Below are 21,266 nucleotides of genomic sequence, written 5' to 3'. Positions count from 1 at the left end.
TAAAGCCAATAGCCGTGGAACTGGATTTCCCAGTTCCACGGCTAGTGGTGATTCCGCTAACGGCTCAGCTTTCCAGGGCTGCCGGTGCCGGCTCGCCTTCCAGCTGGCCGGTGCCGCCTTCGGCGTGGAAGACGAACTTGCGGCTCTCGCCTTCGCCCTCGACGTCCACGGTGACTTTCTGGCCGGCAACGATCTGGCTGAAGAGGATGCGCTCGGAGAGCTGGTCCTCGATGTCGCGCTGGATGGTGCGGCGCAGCGGGCGTGCACCCATTGCCGGATCGTAGCCGCGCTGGGCCAGCAGGCTGCGGGCAGCCTGGGTCAGCTCGATGGTGATATCGCGTTCCTGCAGGCGCTTGGCCAGGCGTGCGATGAACAGGTCGACGATCTCCTCGATCTCCTCCTGGTTCAGCTGCGGGAAGACCACGGTGTCGTCAACACGGTTCAGGAACTCAGGGCGGAAATGCTGGCGCAGTTCTTCCTGGACCTTGGCCTGCATCCGCTCGTAGCCGGTCTTGGTATCCGCGGCCGACTGGAATCCGGTCAACACACCCTTGGAGATGTCACGGGTACCGAGGTTGGTGGTCATGATGATGATGGTGTTCTTGAAGTCCACCACACGGCCCTGGGAGTCGGTCAGGCGTCCGTCTTCCAGGATCTGCAACAGCGAGTTGAACAGGTCCGCATGGGCCTTCTCCACCTCGTCGAAGAGCACCACGGAGAACGGACGGCGGCGGACCTTTTCGGTCAGCTGACCGCCCTCTTCGTAGCCGACGTAGCCTGGAGGGGCACCGAACAGGCGGGAAACGGTGTGCTTCTCCGAGTATTCGGACATGTCCAGGGTGATCAGCGCGTCTTCCTCGCCGAAGAGGAACTCCGCCAGCGCCTTGGCCAGCTCGGTCTTGCCCACGCCGGTCGGGCCGGCGAAGATGAACGAGCCGCCTGGACGGTTCGGGTCCTTCAGGCCGGCACGGGTGCGGCGGATCGCCTGCGAGATGGCCTTGATGGCCGAGTCCTGGCCGATAACGCGCTTGTGCAGCTCTTCTTCCATGTTGAGCAGGCGCGAGGACTCTTCCTCGGTCAGCTTCACTACCGGGATTCCGGTGGAGTTGGCAAGCACCTCTGCAATGAGGTCCTCGGTCACCTCGGAGATTTCGTCCATGTCGCCATTGCGCCAGGACTTCTCCTTCTCGTTGCGGGCCTCGATCAGCTTGGATTCCTTATCGCGCAGCGAGGCTGCACCTTCGAAGTCCTGCGCGTCAATCGCGGCTTCCTTCTCCAGGCGCACGGTGGCGATTTCCTCGTCCATTTCCTTCAGTGCCGGTGGCGCGGTCATGCGCTGGATGCGCAGGCGTGCGCCGGCCTCGTCGATCAGGTCAACTGCCTTGTCCGGCAGGAAGCGATCGGAAATGTAGCGGTGGGCCAGTTGGGCGGCAGCCTGCAGCGCGCCGTCAGTAATGGTCACGCGGTGGTGCGCCTCGTAGCGGTCGCGCAGGCCGCGCAGGATCTGCGTGGTCAGCTCAACCGAAGGTTCCTTGACCTGGATCGGCTGGAAGCGGCGCTCGAGCGCGGCGTCCTTCTCGATGTTCTTGCGGTACTCGTCCAAGGTGGTTGCACCAATGGTCTGCAGTTCGCCACGAGCCAGCATCGGCTTGAGGATCGACGCGGCATCGATGGCACCTTCGGCGGCACCGGCACCGACCAGGGTGTGGATCTCGTCGATGAACAGGATGATGTCGCCACGGGTGCGGATTTCCTTCAGGACCTTCTTCAGGCGTTCCTCGAAGTCGCCGCGGTAGCGGGAGCCGGCCACCAGCGAACCGAGGTCCAGGGTGTACAGCTGCTTGTCCTTGATGGTTTCCGGTACGTCGCCGCGCACGATGGCCTGGGCCAGGCCCTCGACAACGGCGGTCTTGCCGACGCCGGGCTCGCCGATCAGCACCGGGTTGTTCTTGGTGCGGCGCGAGAGGACCTGCATGACGCGTTCCATCTCGTGCTCGCGGCCGATCACCGGGTCGAGCTTGCCTTCGCGGGCGGCTGCGGTGAGGTTGCGGCCGAACTGGTCGAGCACTGCCGAGCCTGCAGGGGTACCTTCCTGCTGTCCGCCCGAGCTGACGCCAGCGGATGCGGTTTCCTTGCCGCCCTGGTAGCCAGAGAGCAGCTGGATGACCTGCTGGCGCACGCGACCGAGGTCGGCGCCAAGCTTCACCAGAACCTGGGCTGCGACGCCCTCGCCCTCGCGGATCAGGCCGAGCAGGATGTGCTCGGTACCAATGTAGTTGTGTCCCAGCTGCAGCGCTTCGCGCAGCGAGAGCTCCAAGACCTTCTTGGCGCGAGGAGTGAACGGGATATGACCGGAAGGCGCCTGCTGGCCCTTGCCGATAATCTCCTGAACCTGCTCACGAACGGCACCCAGCGAAATATTCAGCGACTCGAGCGCCTTTGCGGCGACGCCATCGCCTTCGTGGATTAGACCGAGCAACAGGTGCTCGGTGCCGATGTAGTTGTGGTTGAGCATGCGCGCCTCTTCTTGGGCGAGCACGACAACTCGGCGGGCACGGTCGGTAAATCTCTCAAACATCTTCGGCACACTCCTTGCTTACCAATAATTCGATGCTACGCACCATGCGCCCGCAATGCTCCCTTGTTCGCCACAGGGATAACCGATACCGCTCCCCGTTACCGGGAATCAGCAATAGGCATGCAATTTATAATGCGAATTACTTGGTTCGCCAATATTGCAATCTTCAATGAAAATCCATCGTGAATAACGAACATCGTTATAAGAATAGGAGCCGGCACGCATTGCGTGCCGGCTCCTATTTGAGACTTGTGCAAAACCTCGCGAATTACTTCGCGCGGCCTCGACCACCCTTTCGCATTGCAGCGTTGTAGGCGTCTACAACCTCTGCATTAAGGCGCCCGCGTGCGTTGACCTTGATGTTGTTTTCCTTCGCCCATGCGCGGATTGCTGGAGCTTCGCTCGCTGCAGTCTGCTTTGACGAACGAGCCGCTTCGATGTACGGCTCGATGGCTGCATGGAACTGAGCAGCATGCTCGTCGTTCAGGTCGATTTCAAAATGCTGACCAGCGACGCTGAATGCAATTGATTCAGTTGCCTCGCTACCATCAATATCGTCGATCAGGGCAATTTGAACCTGACGTGCCATTTAGGGATTCCTCCGAGCTTGAATGTACTGGACGGATCGGCATTCAGCCATCAGTCCATTTCAAACAACAAGCATATACAAATAGGCACGATAAATTCTAATTATCATCAGAATTCACAAGGTTCTATCAGGAACGACTAATTCTCGTTTACTGGATTATTTGAATCCGAGCGATTTTGAATTAGCGCATCAGCTTCAGCTTCAGCTTGGCGTTCTTTTCGATCCGCGTTTGTAATAGCTTTCATCACGTACCAGAAAAGCAGCGCCAGGCAGATTGTCGGGACGATCGCCTCAATATATGGCATTCTTATGCCTCCGGCTTTAGCAGTGGGAACAGAATAGTTTCACGAATACCGACGTTGGTGAAAAGCATAACCAGTCGGTCGATGCCCAAGCCGATGCCGCCCATTGGCGGTGCACCGTATTCCAGGGCACGCAGGAAGTCTTCATCAAGCTGCATTGCTTCTGGGTCTCCGCCGGCAGCCATCAAGGACTGCTCGGTCAGGCGCTCGCGCTGGATTACCGGATCAATTAGCTCGGAGAATGCAGTGCCGCGCTCCATGCCGCCGATGATCAGGTCCCATGCTTCGATAACACCCGGCTTCGAGCGGTGTGGACGCGCCAGCGGCTGTGCCAGAGGCGGGTAATCGCACACGAAAGTCGGGTCGATCAAGGTCGGTTCGACGATTTCGCCGAACAGCTCGATGACCAGCTTCTGTGCTCCCCAGGCCGGATCGATCTTCACTTCGTGCTTCGCGGCGATCTCGCGCAGCACCGATGCGTCTGTGTCTGGGGTGATCTCCACGCCAACAGCCTCGGACAGGCCCGGGTAGACGCTGACCCAGCGCCATTCGCCGTCCAGGTTGACGGTGCCCTTGGGGGTCTCGATGGTGCGGCCTGCGCCGATGGCGTCAGCTGCGTTGAGAATGATTTCCTTGATGCGGTCGGCCATGACGTACTGGTCGGCATAGGCTTCGTAGGATTCAAGGGTGGTGAATTCGGGCGAGTGGGTCGAGTCGACGCCCTCGTTGCGGAAGATGCGTCCCACCTCGAAGACGCGGTCGACGCCGCCGACGACGCAACGCTTGAGGTACAGCTCGGTGGCGATGCGCAGGGTCATTTCCTGGTCGAAGGCGTTCAGGTGGGTCTTGAACGGGCGAGCCGAAGCGCCGCCGTGAACCAGCTGAAGCATCGGGGTCTCAACCTCGACGTAGCCGCGGCTCTCCAGGGTGTTGCGCACGGCGCGGATGATCGCGGCTCGCTTGTAGACCATCTCGCGGGCTTCGTCGCGCACGATCAAATCGGCGTAGCGCTGGCGCACGCGGGTCTCTTCGTTCAGGTCGGCGTGCAGCACCGGCAGCGGGCGCAGGGCCTTGGAAGCCATTTCCCAGGCATCGGCCATGATGGACAGCTCGCCGCGGCGCGAGGAGATGACCTTGCCGGTCACGAATACGTGGTCACCCAAATCGACGAGCGACTTCCACTGCGCCAGGCGCTCTTCGCCGACGTTGGCCAGCGAGAGCATGACCTGCAGGCGAACCCCTTCGCCCTTCTGGCCGCCTTCCTGCAAGGTGGCGAAGCACAGCTTGCCGGTGTTGCGCATGAAAACGATGCGGCCGACGATGCCGACGACGTCCTCGGTCTCCTCGCCGGCTTCGAGGTGCTCGTACTTGTCGCGGATTTCCTGCAACGAGTGGGTGCGGGCAATGCCTACCGGGTAGGCTTCCTCGCCCTTGGCCAGCAGCTGGTTGCGCTTATCGGCGCGCACCTGTCGCTGGTCGTTTGGATTTGGGGCCGGTGCGGAATTATTTTCGGAAGTCACAATAGTCCATTCTACGTGTCATGGCGCGCAGTTGAAGCCCTTCATGATCAGCCTTACACAGTGTTCTTGGCCCGCAACGCAGGATGGGGCAGCGGCAAAGCCTGCTTTGCCCCTGCCCCATCCATTAGGTGATGCGGTTTACCAGATTTCCACGCGGTCGGCCGGATCCAGCCACATGCCATCGCCCGGCTTGGTTCCGAAGGCCTCGTGGAAGGAATCCAGGTTCTTCGGCACCTGGTTGCAACGGAATTCGCCGGGTGCGTGAGGGTCCGTGGTCACGCGCACCACCGCGGTTTCCGGACGGATCAGCGTGCGCCAGCATTCGGCCCAGGAGTAGAAGAAGCGCTGGTCGCCGGTGATACCGTCGATCACTTCATCTTCCTGGATGCCGCGGGCCGCCAGCTCGAGCTTGTAGGCCTTGTAGGCAATGCCCAATCCACCGAGGTCGCCGATGTTCTCGCCCAAGGTCAGTGCACCGTTGACGTTGTGTTCCGGGGCTTCTGAAGGGGACAGCGCGTTGTACTGGTCCACCAGCTTGGCGGTCAGCTTCTCGAAGGAAGCCCGGTCCTCATCGGTCCACCAATTGGTCAGCTGGCCAGTGCCATCGAACTGCGAGCCCTGGTCATCGAAGCCGTGGCCGATTTCGTGGCCGATGACCGCGCCGATGCCGCCGAAGTTCGAGGCGATGTCACGGTTCACGTCGAAGAATGGCGGGCGCAGGATTGCCGCTGGGAACGCGATTTCGTTCAGCAGCGGGTGGTAGTAGGCGTTCACCGTCTGGGGGAACATGAACCACAGTTCGCGATCCACCCCGTCATCGATCTTCTTCAGTTCACGAGCGAACTCGAATTCGTTCGCCGAGGCAATATTCGCGATGACGTCCAGTTCATCAGCCTGGATGGCAGAGTAGTCGATCCATTGGTTCGGGTAGCCGATCTTCGGACGGAACTTGGAAAGCTTATCCAGTGCCTTTTCGATGGTCTCCGGGCCCATCCAGGACAGTTCGCTGATCGAGATGCGGTAAGCCTCGATGAGCCGCTGGACCAGCGCGTCCATGGCATCCTTGGCCTCTGCAGGGAAGTGCTCAGCCACGTACAGTTGGCCGATGTCTTCGCCAACAGCACCTTCGGTGAATGCGACACCTCGCTTCCAGCGTTCCTTGAGCTGTTCCACGCCACCGAGCTTGGCCGAGTAGAAGGAGAAATTCTCATTGACGAATGCGCTGGACAAGTAGGGAGCGAACGAGCGCAGCACCTGGACCCGCAACCAGTTCTTCCAGGCATCCAGCGGCTGGGAGCCGAATAGCTCAGACAATCCCTGAAGGTAGCTTGGCTGCCAGACGACAACTTCGCTGTAGTACTTCGTCTCAATGCCGGCGCCTGCCAGCCAGGTGGTCACCCCTGGGAACAGCGTGGCGAGCTCTTCTCCGGACATCAGGTTGTAGCGTGCCTGGGCGTCGCGGACCTTGACCCGGTCCCAGTGGTGAGAGGCGATCGCCTTCTCGAGCTCCACGACGCTGGCTGCGGCTGCTTCAGCGCCGGCAATGCTGCCAAGACCCAGCAGCCGGCCGAGGTGCTCTTGGTAGTCGGCTACGGTTTCAGCGAACTGCTCTTCGCGGTAGTAGGACTCGTCGGGCAGGCCCAGGCCGCCTTGCAGGAAGGTCAGCAGGTTCCGGTCCGGATTGCCGGCGTCGTTCATCGCGCCGATATCCATGAAGCCGCTGATGCCTTTGCGCTGGAAGAAACCGCATACTTCGAGCAGCTGTTCGGTGTTCTGGATATCCGAAATAGTATTCAAGAAGACAGCAACCGGATCTGCACCGCGTTCTTCGATAACGGCTTCATTCATGAATGAGCTATAGAGGCGGGCAATGCGCTGGGTGGCGGCGTCAGTTTCTGCACCGGAATCGACCTTCTGCACTGCTTCATTAATGATTCCGTGGACCGCAGCCTCAGCCTGGTCGCGGAGTTCCATGAAGGAGCCGTAAATTCCTTGATCTCCTGGAATCGTTGCTGTCTCGAACCACTTGCCATTGCTATGGCGGTAGAGATCGTCCTGGGGACGAATTGAATCGTCGCGGTATGTCAGTGGACTCGTGGTCTCGGTGGTCAAGGAAAGCCCCTCGTGTAGAAGATCTTGTTATTTCTACTACACACCTTATCTACTTCCATGAAGATAGGAAGGGTGAGGACCGCCGATGCGCGTACGGCTTAAATAGTCTAGTTAAACAGGTGAGGCCCCGGCACCAAACGGTACCAGGGCCTCAAACCCATTATTTAGGTTAAGTCCGGCGGTGACCTACTCTCCCACACCCTCACGAGTGCAGTACCATCGGCGCAATGGGCCTTAGCTTCCGGGTTCGGTATGGGACCGGGCGTTTCCCCCACGCTATGACCGCCGTAACAATCACGAAGCACACAAACCCTACGGTTTGGTGTTGCCTTCGGTGGCATGCAGCAAAGCACGCACAAAGCCAAGTATTCTCGGTTTGAGGTTGTTGTCTCGTAACCGCATAGTGAACGCGAACAGCATTGAAATCATCAGTTCAAATCATTGTTTTATTGTGTGTTGTAAGTCATCGGCCTATTAGTACAGGTCAGCTGCACAAGTCTTCAGTTCTTGCTTCCACATCCTGCCTATCAACCCAGTGGTCTAGCTGGGGGCCTCTCACACACAATGGTGCATGGAAATCTCATCTCGAAGCAGGCTTCCCGCTTAGATGCTTTCAGCGGTTATCCCTTCCAAACGTAGCTAATCAGCGATGCACTTGGCAGTACAACTGACACACCAGAGGTTCGTCCGTCCCGGTCCTCTCGTACTAAGGACAGCCCTTCTCAAATTTCCAACGCGCGCAGCGGATAGGGACCGAACTGTCTCACGACGTTCTAAACCCAGCTCGCGTACCGCTTTAATGGGCGAACAGCCCAACCCTTGGGACCTACTCCAGCCCCAGGATGCGACGAGCCGACATCGAGGTGCCAAACCATGCCGTCGATATGGACTCTTGGGCAAGATCAGCCTGTTATCCCCGAGGTACCTTTTATCCGTTGAGCGACGGCCCTTCCACGAGGTGCCGCCGGATCACTAGTCCCGACTTTCGTCCCTGCTCGAGCTGTCACTCTCACAGTCAAGCTCCCTTGTGCACTTACACTCGACACCTGATTGCCAACCAGGCTGAGGGAACCTTTGGGCGCCTCCGTTACATTTTAGGAGGCAACCGCCCCAGTTAAACTACCCATCAGGCACTGTCCCTGAACCAGATCATGGTCCGAAGTTAGGTGACCGGTACAGCCAGAGTGGTATTTCAACGATGACTCCACCTGAACTAGCGTCCAAGCTTCACAGTCTCCCACCTATCCTACACAAGCTGCACCGAACACCAATACCAAACTATAGTAAAGGTCTCGGGGTCTTTCCGTCCTGCTGCGCGTAACGAGCATCTTTACTCGTACTGCAATTTCGCCGAGTTCATGGTTGAGACAGCGGGGAAGTCGTTACTCCATTCGTGCAGGTCGGAACTTACCCGACAAGGAATTTCGCTACCTTAGGATGGTTATAGTTACCACCGCCGTTTACTGGGGCTTAAATTCTCAGCTTCGCCACAAGGGCTAACCAGTCCTCTTAACCTTCCAGCACCGGGCAGGAGTCAGTCCGTATACATCGTCTTGCGACTTCGCACGGACCTGTGTTTTTAGTAAACAGTCGCTTCCCCCTGGTCTCTGCGGCCCACACCCGCCTCCGGAGAGCACGTCTCCATCACGGGGCAGGCCCCCCTTCTTCCGAAGTTACGGGGGCATTTTGCCGAGTTCCTTAACCATGATTCTCTCGATCGCCTTAGTATTCTCTACCTGATCACCTGTGTCGGTTTGGGGTACGGGCGGACTGGGACCTCGCGCCGATGCTTTTCTAGGCAGCATAGGATCACCGAATCACCCCATAAACGGGGCGCCTATCAGGTCTCAGAACATATGAGCGGCGGATTTGCCAACCACTCTTCCTACACCCTTGGACCAGGTCAATTCCATTGCCTGGCTCGGCTACCTTCCTGCGTCACACCTGTTAATACGCTGACCTCACTGCATCGGTTCCCACCACATCACACAACCAGCAACCCGAAGGCCGCAACAGCCATGATCCGTCATGGTTAGCATCCACAGCTTGGTATGGGCGGTCCTTCGCCGGTACGGGAATATCAACCCGTTGTCCATCGACTACGCCTGTCGGCCTCGCCTTAGGTCCCGACTAACCCAGGGCAGATTAGCTTAACCCTGGAACCCTTGATCATTCGGCGGACGGGTTTCTCACCCGTCATTCGCTACTCATGCCTGCATTCTCACTCGTGTGGCCTCCACCGCTGGTTTCCACCGCGACTTCACCGTCCACACGACGCTCCCCTACCCATCCAAGCACCCAATCGAAACCAGGCTAATACTTGAATGACGCAACTTCGGCGGTGTGCTTGAGCCCCGCTACATTATCGGCGCGGAATCACTTGACCAGTGAGCTATTACGCACTCTTTCAAGGGTGGCTGCTTCTAAGCCAACCTCCTGGTTGTCACAGCAACTCCACATCCTTTTCCACTTAGCACACGCTTAGGGGCCTTAGTTGGCGTTCTGGGCTGTTTCCCTCTCGACTATGAAGCTTATCCCCCACAGTCTCACTGCTGCGCTCTCACTTGCCGGCATTCGGAGTTTGGCTAAGGTCAGTAACCTTGTAGGGCCCATCGCCTATCCAGTAGCTCTACCTCCAGCAAGAAACACGCAACGCTGCACCTAAATGCATTTCGGGGAGAACCAGCTATCACGAAGTTTGATTGGCCTTTCACCCCTACCCACAGCTCATCCCCTCCATTTTCAACTGAAGTGGGTTCGGTCCTCCACACGCTCTTACACGCGCTTCAACCTGGCCATGGGTAGATCACTTCGCTTCGGGTCTAGATCACGCCACTCAAACGCCCTATTCAGACTCGCTTTCGCTACGGCTTCCCCACACGGGTTAACCTCGCGACGTAACACTAACTCGCAGGCTCATTCTTCAAAAGGCACGCCATCACCCAGGAACAAGTCCCAGGCTCTAACGGATTGTAAGCGCACGGTTTCAGGTACTATTTCACTCCCCTCCCGGGGTACTTTTCACCATTCCCTCACGGTACTGATTCACTATCGGTCATCAAGTAGTATTCAGGCTTACCAGGTGGTCCTGGCAGATTCACACAAGGTTTCACGGGCCCCGTGCTACTCGGGTATCAACACTAGAACGGCAGACACGCATTACACCTACGGGACTATCACCCTCTCTGGTCCGGCATTCCAACCGATTCACCTATACGCCTGCACCTCATCCCACCAGCAAGATAGCGCTGGTACATGTCAACCCCACAACCCCGGTGATGCAACGCCTATCCGCTATCACACACCAACCGGTTTAGCCCCATCCGCGTTCGCTCGCCACTACTAACGGAATCACTGTTGTTTTCTCTTCCTGCGGGTACTGAGATGTTTCACTTCCCCGCGTTCCCTCCACACAGCCTATACATTCAGCTGCAGGTCACACCACATAACATGGTGCGGGGTTCCCCCATTCGGAAATCCTGGTCTCAACGTCCGGTTATCGACTCCACCAGGCTTATCGCAGATTCCCACGTCCTTCATCGGCTCTTGATGCCAAGGCATCCACCGTGCGCCCTTAAAAACTTCAACACAAATCAAAGTCTCAGAATTGAGCAATAAAACAATCTAACAAAATCACGCAGACAAGACTCCAACACCAGGCAATCCCAGGAAAAGGACTACCCAGCTCATCTCATCTGCAAGATGCTCGCGTTCACTATACAGTTCCCAAACAACAACCCCGCACCCCCGCAACAACACCCCAAAACCAACACCAACCAAAGGCCAGCATCAATCCAACAGGACATCCTTGCAGCAAACACAGGACAAACACCGAAACACCAAGAACCCCTCACCCAAGCGAACACCACCAGGACCCTCCCCACAGGAAGAACCCCGGCAACCATTCACCAGGAAAGGAGGCTTGTTGCCTCAAAACCCAACAGCATGCCAAACCATACAAACCACACAACACCCACACACCGCATTCCAGCACCGCAAGAAGAAAACCCCCTGCAATGCGTACTAGCAGATGCCCAAGCACCACGCAGCCACAGCCAATACCCCGCACCAGCATCAGCCAGCACGTTTTCCAGTATTGAGTCCATTGATATTCCACCCATGAGCAACCCACCCGGACAACACTCGTGTCCAGCATGGGCAACCAATAATGGTTAGCTCCTTAGAAAGGAGGTGATCCAGCCGCACCTTCCGGTACGGCTACCTTGTTACGACTTAGTCCCAATCGCCAGTCCCACCTTCGACGACTCCCCCCACACAAGGTGGTTAGGCCATCGGCTTCGGGTGTTACCAACTTTCGTGACTTGACGGGCGGTGTGTACAAGGCCCGGGAACGTATTCACCGCAGCGTTGCTGATCTGCGATTACTAGCGACTCCGACTTCATGGGGTCGAGTTGCAGACCCCAATCCGAACTGAGACCGGCTTTTAGGGATTAGCTCCACCTCACAGTATCGCAACCCATTGTACCGGCCATTGTAGCATGCGTGAAGCCCAAGACATAAGGGGCATGATGATTTGACGTCATCCCCACCTTCCTCCGAGTTGACCCCGGCAGTCTCCCATGAGTCCCCACCACTACGTGCTGGCAACATGGAACGAGGGTTGCGCTCGTTGCGGGACTTAACCCAACATCTCACGACACGAGCTGACGACAACCATGCACCACCTGTGAACCAGCCCCGAAGGGAAACCCCATCTCTGGAGCGGTCTGGCACATGTCAAGCCTTGGTAAGGTTCTTCGCGTTGCATCGAATTAATCCGCATGCTCCGCCGCTTGTGCGGGCCCCCGTCAATTCCTTTGAGTTTTAGCCTTGCGGCCGTACTCCCCAGGCGGGGCACTTAATGCGTTAGCTACGGCGCGGAAAACGTGGAATGTCCCCCACACCTAGTGCCCAACGTTTACGGCATGGACTACCAGGGTATCTAATCCTGTTCGCTCCCCATGCTTTCGCTCCTCAGCGTCAGTAAATGCCCAGAGACCTGCCTTCGCCATCGGTGTTCCTCCTGATATCTGCGCATTTCACCGCTACACCAGGAATTCCAGTCTCCCCTACATCACTCTAGTCTGCCCGTACCCACCGCAGATCCGAGGTTGAGCCTCGGACTTTCACGGCAGACGCGACAAACCGCCTACGAGCTCTTTACGCCCAATAAATCCGGATAACGCTTGCGCCCTACGTATTACCGCGGCTGCTGGCACGTAGTTAGCCGGCGCTTCTTCTGCAGGTACCGTCACTTTCGCTTCTTCCCTACTGAAAGAGGTTTACAACCCGAAGGCCGTCATCCCTCACGCGGCGTCGCTGCATCAGGCTTTCGCCCATTGTGCAATATTCCCCACTGCTGCCTCCCGTAGGAGTCTGGGCCGTGTCTCAGTCCCAGTGTGGCCGGTCACCCTCTCAGGCCGGCTACCCGTCGTCGCCTTGGTGAGCCATTACCTCACCAACAAGCTGATAGGCCGCGAGTCCATCCCCCACCGATAAATCTTTCCACCACAAAACATGCGTTCCATGGTCATATCCGGTATTAGACCCAGTTTCCCGGGCTTATCCCAGAGTCGGGGGCAGGTTACTCACGTGTTACTCACCCGTTCGCCACTAATCCACCCAGCAAGCTGGGCTTCATCGTTCGACTTGCATGTGTTAAGCACGCCGCCAGCGTTCATCCTGAGCCAGGATCAAACTCTCCATAAAAAATAAAAAGCCACCAGCAACCCCTTGGAAAAGAAGGGCGAAGCCGATGAAGTCCTGGCGAATAATAAAACACTCAAGAACACTGCACGGGGGTGCAATGCCTCAAGCAAATGTTATGTATTCACCAAATAAAAATATTCGGTATCAACAAACTTGGCACACTATTGAGTTCTCAAACAACAAACACTTACCGGTTCTTTACCCACCATTCCAGGCGGTAATTTCGTCCAGCGTTATATTCATATTCTATAACCGTGAATTTCTGGAAGTCAAATCTATTGTTTGTGATTTGAACCAGTATTCTTGGTTCCCATTCTTTTCAATTCTTTATCCACAAGACTGTGGAAAAACCTTGATTTTCTGGGGTTCTGCCGCCGTTGAGCTACGGGTTTTTTGTTCCGTTTTGTTCTCGGCGACAAGGAAAAACTATACACGGGTTTGCGGGGTGCTGCAAATCGGCGGGGTGGTTTTTGGCGGGTGACCGTGCACACTTAATTCCTGAACTGCTGATTCGGCTCCTTCCATGTGCCCAATCGCTGGCAATTATTACCGAGCTAGGGCTGAGCGCGTAAACATTATTTCGCAGCTGCACAGAGCATCAGCGCCTGTACCTAGCGAGTTTATTGAACCCTTGAGAAGCGTACGCATATACGCGAACCCATGAATTGTGCCCACATCAGCCGATTAGACGATGCGGGCGCATGCGTGAGTCTGAGCAAGGCACAAGAAGAGAACGCACATGGCGAAACGATGCATCTGGAGGTTCCATGCGCGTGACGGCCAAGGCGGCATCAGCGCAATGACTACCTAGAGCAGTCGGCATTGATGCCGGCCCAATACAGGTCTCGCAGTGCTACGTAAGCACCACCCTCGGCTACGGTGAATAGCAGCGATATTTCGATCGCTGCCACTCCACTTGATGATCTACCGAATACAGGATGAAGTCTATGAAGTTCACGGCGTTGGAACGCTATTGCCACCTCACTGGGCAATCGTATGGCGAGGTGACTCCCGAAGAACAGCAGAGCGATTATCAAGCCGGGGTAACTGAGCTTGACGGACAGCGGTGGCGAATCAGGACCGCAAGGATCACGCCAACAAAGCCAGGTGGGTTCGTAGCCATATGGCATCGGGACGAAACTGGGACTACTGCCCCCTACGAATCCGAAGAGGGACTGCGCGGAGTTATGGTCTTTATCGAGGAAGCCGGCTGTTTCGGCGTCTTCCGCTTTACTCAACAGCACCTCGAGGAGCTGGGCGTCTTCGCCTCAGCATCGGCTCCAGGCAAGCGCGGTTTCCGCGTCTATCCATCATGGACGGCTGGCCTTAAGGGGCAAGCGAAGAAAAGCCAGAACAGTCAGCTGCCTGCGTTCACGTTGCTCGCAGACTAACTTGTCCCGCTCAGACTCCTACTGCAGCTCCATGCGCCGGAACCTGAGTTCTCGTTGCGCACCCCGCAAAGGTGAACCTTCAAAAGGCACCTCGCTGAGATCCACAGTCAATGTGGCTTTCAATGCCAACTGGTTCGCTGACTGCGTGGCCCGGTCAGCCAAGCCGAGCACCCTTGCAAGCTCCGTCCAGTGCTTCTTCTTCAGATTCTTAGCCTTGCCGGCAACAGTCAAAGCCATGGTGTCATCGCCGTAGACCAGGGTGCATGGGATGTCATAGATGGGCGCTACATGAAACCGTCCATGCAAGTCCGCCAGAATCGAGACGTTCTTTCCATGCAAGTCACCGTTGCCAGTTAGCCACGCAAAGACGAACTGCATGTATAGATTCCGCCTGGCGAGCACCGGAGCCTGGCACTGCAGCGCTAAGGCCTCAATAGCTTGTTCCGTGCTCACTGCATACTTACTTGCCGGCGGAAGGTTCAATACCTGCATGGCATCTTCCAACGCCAAACGCGTGGGACTATCCGCCCCCTCGACACCCTTGCGATCGAACCTCTCGACCAGCAGCCCCGGACTCCCAGTGGAATCCAGTACTAGCCGATTGTTTGCGACCGGAAGTTTGAGCAATCGCGCTGTTTCAGGTGCTGCGCCTCATTAACGACCAAATGCGGATGATCCCGGGGATCAAGCTTGAGCAGATAGGCGCTGTTCTTGAACTCCACTGGTGTTGTCAGCATGGTTGCGCTGATCTTGTCTTGCACGCCGGGGATCGAGTGGCGGTCCAAGGTGCGCGCGAGGACCGAGAAGTCGAGTTCGGCCGTGCTGCTGAATTCAGCAACCACGGGGGTTTGCTCCAGTGCTGATCCTTCCGGAACAACGCGTACATTGCCTGGAGTATCGGCGCCCACTGCCATCAGCAGAGTCAACTCGTCAGAGATGCTGGTCTTAGTTGCGTCCTTGAGAACGGTCAGGCGATGGCCTTCGGGCAATAGTCACGAGAAGAACGATGGCAACGCGCCCCCAGGCCCAACGTATGCCTCCGGGGAAGCTGGCAAAGATGTCGCAATGCCCGCGTCACCATGTGCAAGGTAGTCCTTGTTATAGCTGAAGGCCACGCTTCCGTCGGACTGTCTGGCTAGAGTGCCGACGAGGTTTTCGTTGCAGTAGACGTCAGCCTTGGTAACAAGCTTGAGCTCTTGGAGTTGCGGCTTCATTTGGCCACGCGAATTCGAAGGCCGAGTACATCCGCGACGGAGAGCACCGCTTCAATGGAGGGGTTTCCCGCCCCTCGTTCTATGGAGCGCAGCGTACGTTCGGAGATGCCAGCTAATTCAGCCAGCTGTTCCTGCGTCAAGCCATTCTGTTTTCTAACGCGCTGCAATTCGGCCCCTAGCTCAGTCACTGAATTCATGAAGGATCCTCTTCCGGCAGCATTGCGCCGATTGGCGACATTCTGCTCACTATCATTCAGCATGGAGCAAGAATCGGCAACAAGTTACCGAAATGATAGCCAGGTGCAAGCAATCGATTGTCAGAGGCATCAAAAGGCAGGATCTTGCCGATTGGCGGAGCAGAACCCATCGGATAAAGCACCTGCAACGGAGCGGGCGTTCTCTCCCGTAGTGAGCCGCGGAGGTCCAGGGCCACGCCGTCTGCTTAGCCCGGGTGTTTCATGATGGGCCACGTCATTAACTGTCATTAAAGACGAAAGAGTGATCTGAACTGGGAAAATAAAGGTGTCTAAGCCAAAATTCCATGAGTTCAAGGATCACTCTTTCAATGAACAATCATACCGGCCTTTACCCCCAGCTCCCAACCATGACCACCTCCCAGAATCTGGTGTCCCACGCAGGACTGTCCACGCTGACCGGCCTGCTCAACACCCTCGGGTTCCGTCAACTGGCCGAGGACCGGCTCAGCCAGTTCGTCCCCGCCACCGCGACCCACCGGCCAGGGAAGATGATCAGCGACCTGGTGTTGATGCTCGCCTCTGGCGGGGAACACGTGACCGATACCGATCAGCTACGCACCACTCCAGGCGTGTTCGGGCAGGTTGCCTCCGAGGCGACGTTCAGCCGCTTCTTCACCCGCCTCGCCGAGCATCCCGGCGCGTTCGACTACGCCTTCGCGACCATGCAAAGGGAGGTTCGCTCCCGGCTCTGGGCTGCCGCAGGAAAGCGTAGCCCCGCCGTCCGGGCGACCCGCACCCATCCTCTTATTGTGGATATTGATGCGTCGTTGGTGCATGTGCACTCGGATAAGGAAGGTGCCAAGGGCACTTATAAGCGCGGGTACGGCTTCGCTCCGATGATCGCCATGGCCGATTACGGCCAGGGCCACGGCACTGGCGAGGTGCTGGCGGTGAGGATGCGCCCCGGCAATAAGGGAGCCAACAGCGCGGCGGACCATATCAGCATCCTCACCGAGGCGCTGGCTCAGCTGCCCGATGATTTCTATGACCAAAACGGGTGTCTGATCGGTGAGAAGATTCTGGTCCGCACCGATAGTGCTGGTGCGTCCCGCGAGTTTTTGCACCACCTGGATGCCCTGGGTTTGCAGTTCTCCACTTCGTACGCGCTGCCGGTGGTCAATGAGCGGTTCATCGGGTGGATCAATGAGAAGAAGTATTGGGAGCCGGCGCTGACCGCCACCGGCGAGCAGCGTGAGGATGCGTGGGTGATCGACGCGACCAAGATCTTGGGGTTGAGGGATTATCCGCCGGGCACCAGGATCTATTTGCGGGCCGAGCCCCTGCATCCCGGGGCGAAGGCCAGCTTATTCGACACGGACGGGAATCGGGTGACTGCGTTTTTGACCAATGCTCCGCGGTTTGATCCGGCGTTCCTGGACGTGCGGCATCGGGCGCGGGGCCGTTGCGAGAATCGGATCAAGTCGCTGAAGGCTGCCGGGTTGGGCAAGCTGCCGTTCTTCGCGTTCGGTGCGAACCAGGCCTGGGCGAACCTGGCGATGTTCGCCTTGAACCTGGTGATATGGCTGCAACTGGCCGTGCTGCCAGCCGAGCACATAGCTGGGTGCTGGGACTTGAAGAGGTGGCGGTACCGCGTCTGGTCGCTGGCGGGGAAGCTGGTCACCGGCAGCCGCCAGCCGCGGCTCCTGGTCAACCAGGACGCGCCGGAAGCGGGGTTGGTGCTGCTGTTGCAGGAGCGGATCAGCCTGTTGGCTGGTCAGTGGCGGAATGGGCACTTGGCGGCCTGAGCCGCTGGTTCCTGGTTCTTGATTCCTTCAACAGCAATGCTTTTCGGCGGGTGGTGGCCGGCACGTGCGCCAGTGGTTGGCGCTCTTCGTCGTGCCCAGGAATGGGGAAACCCACCAGTGCGTGGCTTAGGCCGTGCGTTGGTGGGTTTCCGGGCCGTCATGAAAAAGTTGGGTTAGTCGCTTCAAGCGCGTCCGACATCGGGACACAGCTTAGCCATGGCTGCATCCACAACCCCATGCCTGCCTGGTCGTTCCTTCAGCGGTCTGCGCTAGCGGCCAGCACTCAAGCTCGTTAAAGCAGAAGGGGAGGAGGAACCAAGCAGTACCAGCTGCCCAATTCCCCCTCCCCTTCTCGTTAAACAGGTGAGGCTCCAACCATCACTGGTTAGAGCCTCAAACCCATTATTTAGGTTAAGTCCGGCGGTGACCTACTCTCCCACACCCTCACGAGTGCAGTACCATCGGCGCAATGGGCCTTAGCTTCCGGGTTCGGTATGGGACCGGGCGTTTCCCCCACGCTATGACCGCCGTAACAATCACGAAGCACACAAACCCTACGGTTTGGTGTTGCCTTCGGTGGCATGCAGCAAAGCACGCACAAAGCCAAGTATTCTCGGTTTGAGGTTGTTGTCTCGTAACCGCATAGTGAACGCGAACAGCATTGAAATCATCAGTTCAAATCATTGTTTTATTGTGTGTTGTAAGTCATCGGCCTATTAGTACAGGTCAGCTGCACAAGTCTTCAGTTCTTGCTTCCACATCCTGCCTATCAACCCAGTGGTCTAGCTGGGGGCCTCTCACACACAATGGTGCATGGAAATCTCATCTCGAAGCAGGCTTCCCGCTTAGATGCTTTCAGCGGTTATCCCTTCCAAACGTAGCTAATCAGCGATGCACTTGGCAGTACAACTGACACACCAGAGGTTCGTCCGTCCCGGTCCTCTCGTACTAAGGACAGCCCTTCTCAAATTTCCAACGCGCGCAGCGGATAGGGACCGAACTGTCTCACGACGTTCTAAACCCAGCTCGCGTACCGCTTTAATGGGCGAACAGCCCAACCCTTGGGACCTACTCCAGCCCCAGGATGCGACGAGCCGACATCGAGGTGCCAAACCATGCCGTCGATATGGACTCTTGGGCAAGATCAGCCTGTTATCCCCGAGGTACCTTTTATCCGTTGAGCGACGGCCCTTCCACGAGGTGCCGCCGGATCACTAGTCCCGACTTTCGTCCCTGCTCGAGCTGTCACTCTCACAGTCAAGCTCCCTTGTGCACTTACACTCGACACCTGATTGCCAACCAGGCTGAGGGAACCTTTGGGCGCCTCCGTTACATTTTAGGAGGCAACCGCCCCAGTTAAACTACCCATCAGGCACTGTCCCTGAACCAGATCATGGTCCGAAGTTAGGTGACCGGTACAGCCAGAGTGGTATTTCAACGATGACTCCACCTGAACTAGCGTCCAAGCTTCACAGTCTCCCACCTATCCTACACAAGCTGCACCGAACACCAATACCAAACTATAGTAAAGGTCTCGGGGTCTTTCCGTCCTGCTGCGCGTAACGAGCATCTTTACTCGTACTGCAATTTCGCCGAGTTCATGGTTGAGACAGCGGGGAAGTCGTTACTCCATTCGTGCAGGTCGGAACTTACCCGACAAGGAATTTCGCTACCTTAGGATGGTTATAGTTACCACCGCCGTTTACTGGGGCTTAAATTCTCAGCTTCGCCACAAGGGCTAACCAGTCCTCTTAACCTTCCAGCACCGGGCAGGAGTCAGTCCGTATACATCGTCTTGCGACTTCGCACGGACCTGTGTTTTTAGTAAACAGTCGCTTCCCCCTGGTCTCTGCGGCCCACACCCGCCTCCGGAGAGCACGTCTCCATCACGGGGCAGGCCCCCCTTCTTCCGAAGTTACGGGGGCATTTTGCCGAGTTCCTTAACCATGATTCTCTCGATCGCCTTAGTATTCTCTACCTGATCACCTGTGTCGGTTTGGGGTACGGGCGGACTGGGACCTCGCGCCGATGCTTTTCTAGGCAGCATAGGATCACCGAATCACCCCATAAACGGGGCGCCTATCAGGTCTCAGAACATATGAGCGGCGGATTTGCCAACCACTCTTCCTACACCCTTGGACCAGGTCAATTCCATTGCCTGGCTCGGCTACCTTCCTGCGTCACACCTGTTAATACGCTGACCTCACTGCATCGGTTCCCACCACATCACACAACCAGCAACCCGAAGGCCGCAACAGCCATGATCCGTCATGGTTAGCATCCACAGCTTGGTATGGGCGGTCCTTCGCCGGTACGGGAATATCAACCCGTTGTCCATCGACTACGCCTGTCGGCCTCGCCTTAGGTCCCGACTAACCCAGGGCAGATTAGCTTAACCCTGGAACCCTTGATCATTCGGCGGACGGGTTTCTCACCCGTCATTCGCTACTCATGCCTGCATTCTCACTCGTGTGGCCTCCACCGCTGGTTTCCACCGCGACTTCACCGTCCACACGACGCTCCCCTACCCATCCAAGCACCCAATCGAAACCAGGCTAATACTTGAATGACGCAACTTCGGCGGTGTGCTTGAGCCCCGCTACATTATCGGCGCGGAATCACTTGACCAGTGAGCTATTACGCACTCTTTCAAGGGTGGCTGCTTCTAAGCCAACCTCCTGGTTGTCACAGCAACTCCACATCCTTTTCCACTTAGCACACGCTTAGGGGCCTTAGTTGGCGTTCTGGGCTGTTTCCCTCTCGACTATGAAGCTTATCCCCCACAGTCTCACTGCTGCGCTCTCACTTGCCGGCATTCGGAGTTTGGCTAAGGTCAGTAACCTTGTAGGGCCCATCGCCTATCCAGTAGCTCTACCTCCAGCAAGAAACACGCAACGCTGCACCTAAATGCATTTCGGGGAGAACCAGCTATCACGAAGTTTGATTGGCCTTTCACCCCTACCCACAGCTCATCCCCTCCATTTTCAACTGAAGTGGGTTCGGTCCTCCACACGCTCTTACACGCGCTTCAACCTGGCCATGGGTAGATCACTTCGCTTCGGGTCTAGATCACGCCACTCAAACGCCCTATTCAGACTCGCTTTCGCTACGGCTTCCCCACACGGGTTAACCTCGCGACGTAACACTAACTCGCAGGCTCATTCTTCAAAAGGCACGCCATCACCCAGGAACAAGTCCCAGGCTCTAACGGATTGTAAGCGCACGGTTTCAGGTACTATTTCACTCCCCTCCCGGGGTACTTTTCACCATTCCCTCACGGTACTGATTCACTATCGGTCATCAAGTAGTATTCAGGCTTACCAGGTGGTCCTGGCAGATTCACACAAGGTTTCACGGGCCCCGTGCTACTCGGGTATCAACACTAGAACGGCAGACACGCATTACACCTACGGGACTATCACCCTCTCTGGTCCGGCATTCCAACCGATTCACCTATACGCCTGCACCTCATCCCACCAGCAAGATAGCGCTGGTACATGTCAACCCCACAACCCCGGTGATGCAACGCCTATCCGCTATCACACACCAACCGGTTTAGCCCCATCCGCGTTCGCTCGCCACTACTAACGGAATCACTGTTGTTTTCTCTTCCTGCGGGTACTGAGATGTTTCACTTCCCCGCGTTCCCTCCACACAGCCTATACATTCAGCTGCAGGTCACACCACATAACATGGTGCGGGGTTCCCCCATTCGGAAATCCTGGTCTCAACGTCCGGTTATCGACTCCACCAGGCTTATCGCAGATTCCCACGTCCTTCATCGGCTCTTGATGCCAAGGCATCCACCGTGCGCCCTTAAAAACTTCAACACAAATCAAAGTCTCAGA

At 57.0% G+C, this 21,266-nt stretch carries 10 protein-coding genes, 5 rRNA genes and 1 pseudogene; 3 read left to right on the top strand and 13 right to left on the bottom strand.

The genetic code is table 11. From position 1 onward, the window contains the following. Window positions 1–64: 64 nt before the first annotated feature. The 8 genes from ACLQ8T_RS00540 to ACLQ8T_RS00505 form a co-directional block, all read right to left on the bottom strand. On the bottom strand, window positions 65–2,578 hold the full coding sequence (locus ACLQ8T_RS00540; protein ID WP_204719894.1) for an ATP-dependent Clp protease ATP-binding subunit: 2,514 nt from the start codon (window positions 2,576–2,578) through the stop codon (window positions 65–67). 268 nt (window positions 2,579–2,846) lie between these two features. Continuing rightward, window positions 2,847–3,167, bottom strand: coding sequence for a histone-like nucleoid-structuring protein Lsr2 (locus ACLQ8T_RS00535; RefSeq protein WP_038993581.1), 321 nt, complete (start codon window positions 3,165–3,167; stop codon window positions 2,847–2,849). Window positions 3,168–3,304: 137 nt separating this feature from the next. After that, complete coding sequence (locus tag ACLQ8T_RS00530) at window positions 3,305–3,472, bottom strand: hypothetical protein (RefSeq protein WP_204719892.1); 168 nt, start codon at window positions 3,470–3,472, stop codon at window positions 3,305–3,307. 2 nt (window positions 3,473–3,474) lie between these two features. Beyond that, window positions 3,475–4,989, bottom strand: coding sequence for a lysine--tRNA ligase (gene lysS, locus ACLQ8T_RS00525; RefSeq protein ID WP_204719890.1), 1,515 nt, complete (start codon window positions 4,987–4,989; stop codon window positions 3,475–3,477). Window positions 4,990–5,127: 138 nt separating this feature from the next. Further along, entirely contained in the window at window positions 5,128–7,101 is a 1,974-nt protein-coding gene (locus ACLQ8T_RS00520; RefSeq protein ID WP_204719888.1) for a M13 family metallopeptidase, read from the bottom strand. 173 nt (window positions 7,102–7,274) lie between these two features. Further along, window positions 7,275–7,391, bottom strand: a 5S ribosomal RNA gene (gene rrf / locus ACLQ8T_RS00515). A 163-nt stretch (window positions 7,392–7,554) separates the two neighbouring features. Next, window positions 7,555–10,689 (bottom strand): 23S ribosomal RNA (locus ACLQ8T_RS00510). Between the two features lie 596 nt (window positions 10,690–11,285). Then, window positions 11,286–12,811, bottom strand: a 16S ribosomal RNA gene (locus ACLQ8T_RS00505). The 16S, 23S and 5S rRNA genes sit together here, the layout of an rRNA operon. Window positions 12,812–12,908: 97 nt before the next feature. Here ACLQ8T_RS00505 and ACLQ8T_RS00500 point away from each other — a divergent pair. Next, the gene (locus ACLQ8T_RS00500) at window positions 12,909–13,292 is read left to right on the top strand and encodes a hypothetical protein (protein ID WP_413455359.1); all 384 of its coding nucleotides are present in this window, start codon (window positions 12,909–12,911) and stop codon (window positions 13,290–13,292) included. A 466-nt stretch (window positions 13,293–13,758) separates the two neighbouring features. Continuing rightward, window positions 13,759–14,202: a MepB family protein gene (locus tag ACLQ8T_RS00495; RefSeq protein WP_038993720.1), complete on the top strand. Its 444-nt coding sequence runs from the start codon at window positions 13,759–13,761 to the stop codon at window positions 14,200–14,202. Between the two features lie 18 nt (window positions 14,203–14,220). Here ACLQ8T_RS00495 and ACLQ8T_RS00490 read toward each other — a convergent pair whose 3' ends face one another. From ACLQ8T_RS00490 to ACLQ8T_RS00480, 3 genes and pseudogenes are all read right to left on the bottom strand, one after another. Beyond that, entirely contained in the window at window positions 14,221–14,829 is a 609-nt protein-coding gene (locus ACLQ8T_RS00490) for a type II toxin-antitoxin system HipA family toxin (protein ID WP_413455358.1), read from the bottom strand. Beyond that, window positions 14,796–15,416: pseudogene (locus tag ACLQ8T_RS00485) on the bottom strand (type II toxin-antitoxin system HipA family toxin). The gene ACLQ8T_RS00490 and the pseudogene ACLQ8T_RS00485 overlap by 34 nt, the downstream one beginning before the upstream one ends. Further along, window positions 15,413–15,613: a helix-turn-helix transcriptional regulator gene (locus tag ACLQ8T_RS00480; protein WP_038993722.1), complete on the bottom strand. Its 201-nt coding sequence runs from the start codon at window positions 15,611–15,613 to the stop codon at window positions 15,413–15,415. Before ACLQ8T_RS00480 ends, ACLQ8T_RS00485 begins: the two are co-directional and overlap by 4 nt. Window positions 15,614–15,981: 368 nt before the next feature. Here ACLQ8T_RS00480 and ACLQ8T_RS00475 point away from each other — a divergent pair, with 368 nt between their 5' ends. After that, window positions 15,982–17,418, top strand: coding sequence for an IS1380 family transposase (locus ACLQ8T_RS00475; RefSeq protein WP_413455087.1), 1,437 nt, complete (start codon window positions 15,982–15,984; stop codon window positions 17,416–17,418). 415 nt (window positions 17,419–17,833) lie between these two features. Here the strand turns inward: ACLQ8T_RS00475 and rrf (ACLQ8T_RS00470) are convergent. Beyond that, window positions 17,834–17,950: ribosomal RNA gene (gene rrf / locus ACLQ8T_RS00470) — 5S ribosomal RNA — on the bottom strand. A gap of 163 nt (window positions 17,951–18,113) precedes the next feature. Beyond that, window positions 18,114–21,248, bottom strand: a 23S ribosomal RNA gene (locus ACLQ8T_RS00465). Window positions 21,249–21,266 lie beyond the last annotated feature (18 nt).

Source organism: Glutamicibacter sp. FR1 (genome assembly GCF_047300825.1).
In the GTDB taxonomy this organism is placed as follows: Bacteria; Actinomycetota; Actinomycetes; order Actinomycetales; family Micrococcaceae; genus Glutamicibacter; species Glutamicibacter nicotianae.
This window is presented reverse-complemented; position numbering and strand designations above follow the sequence as displayed.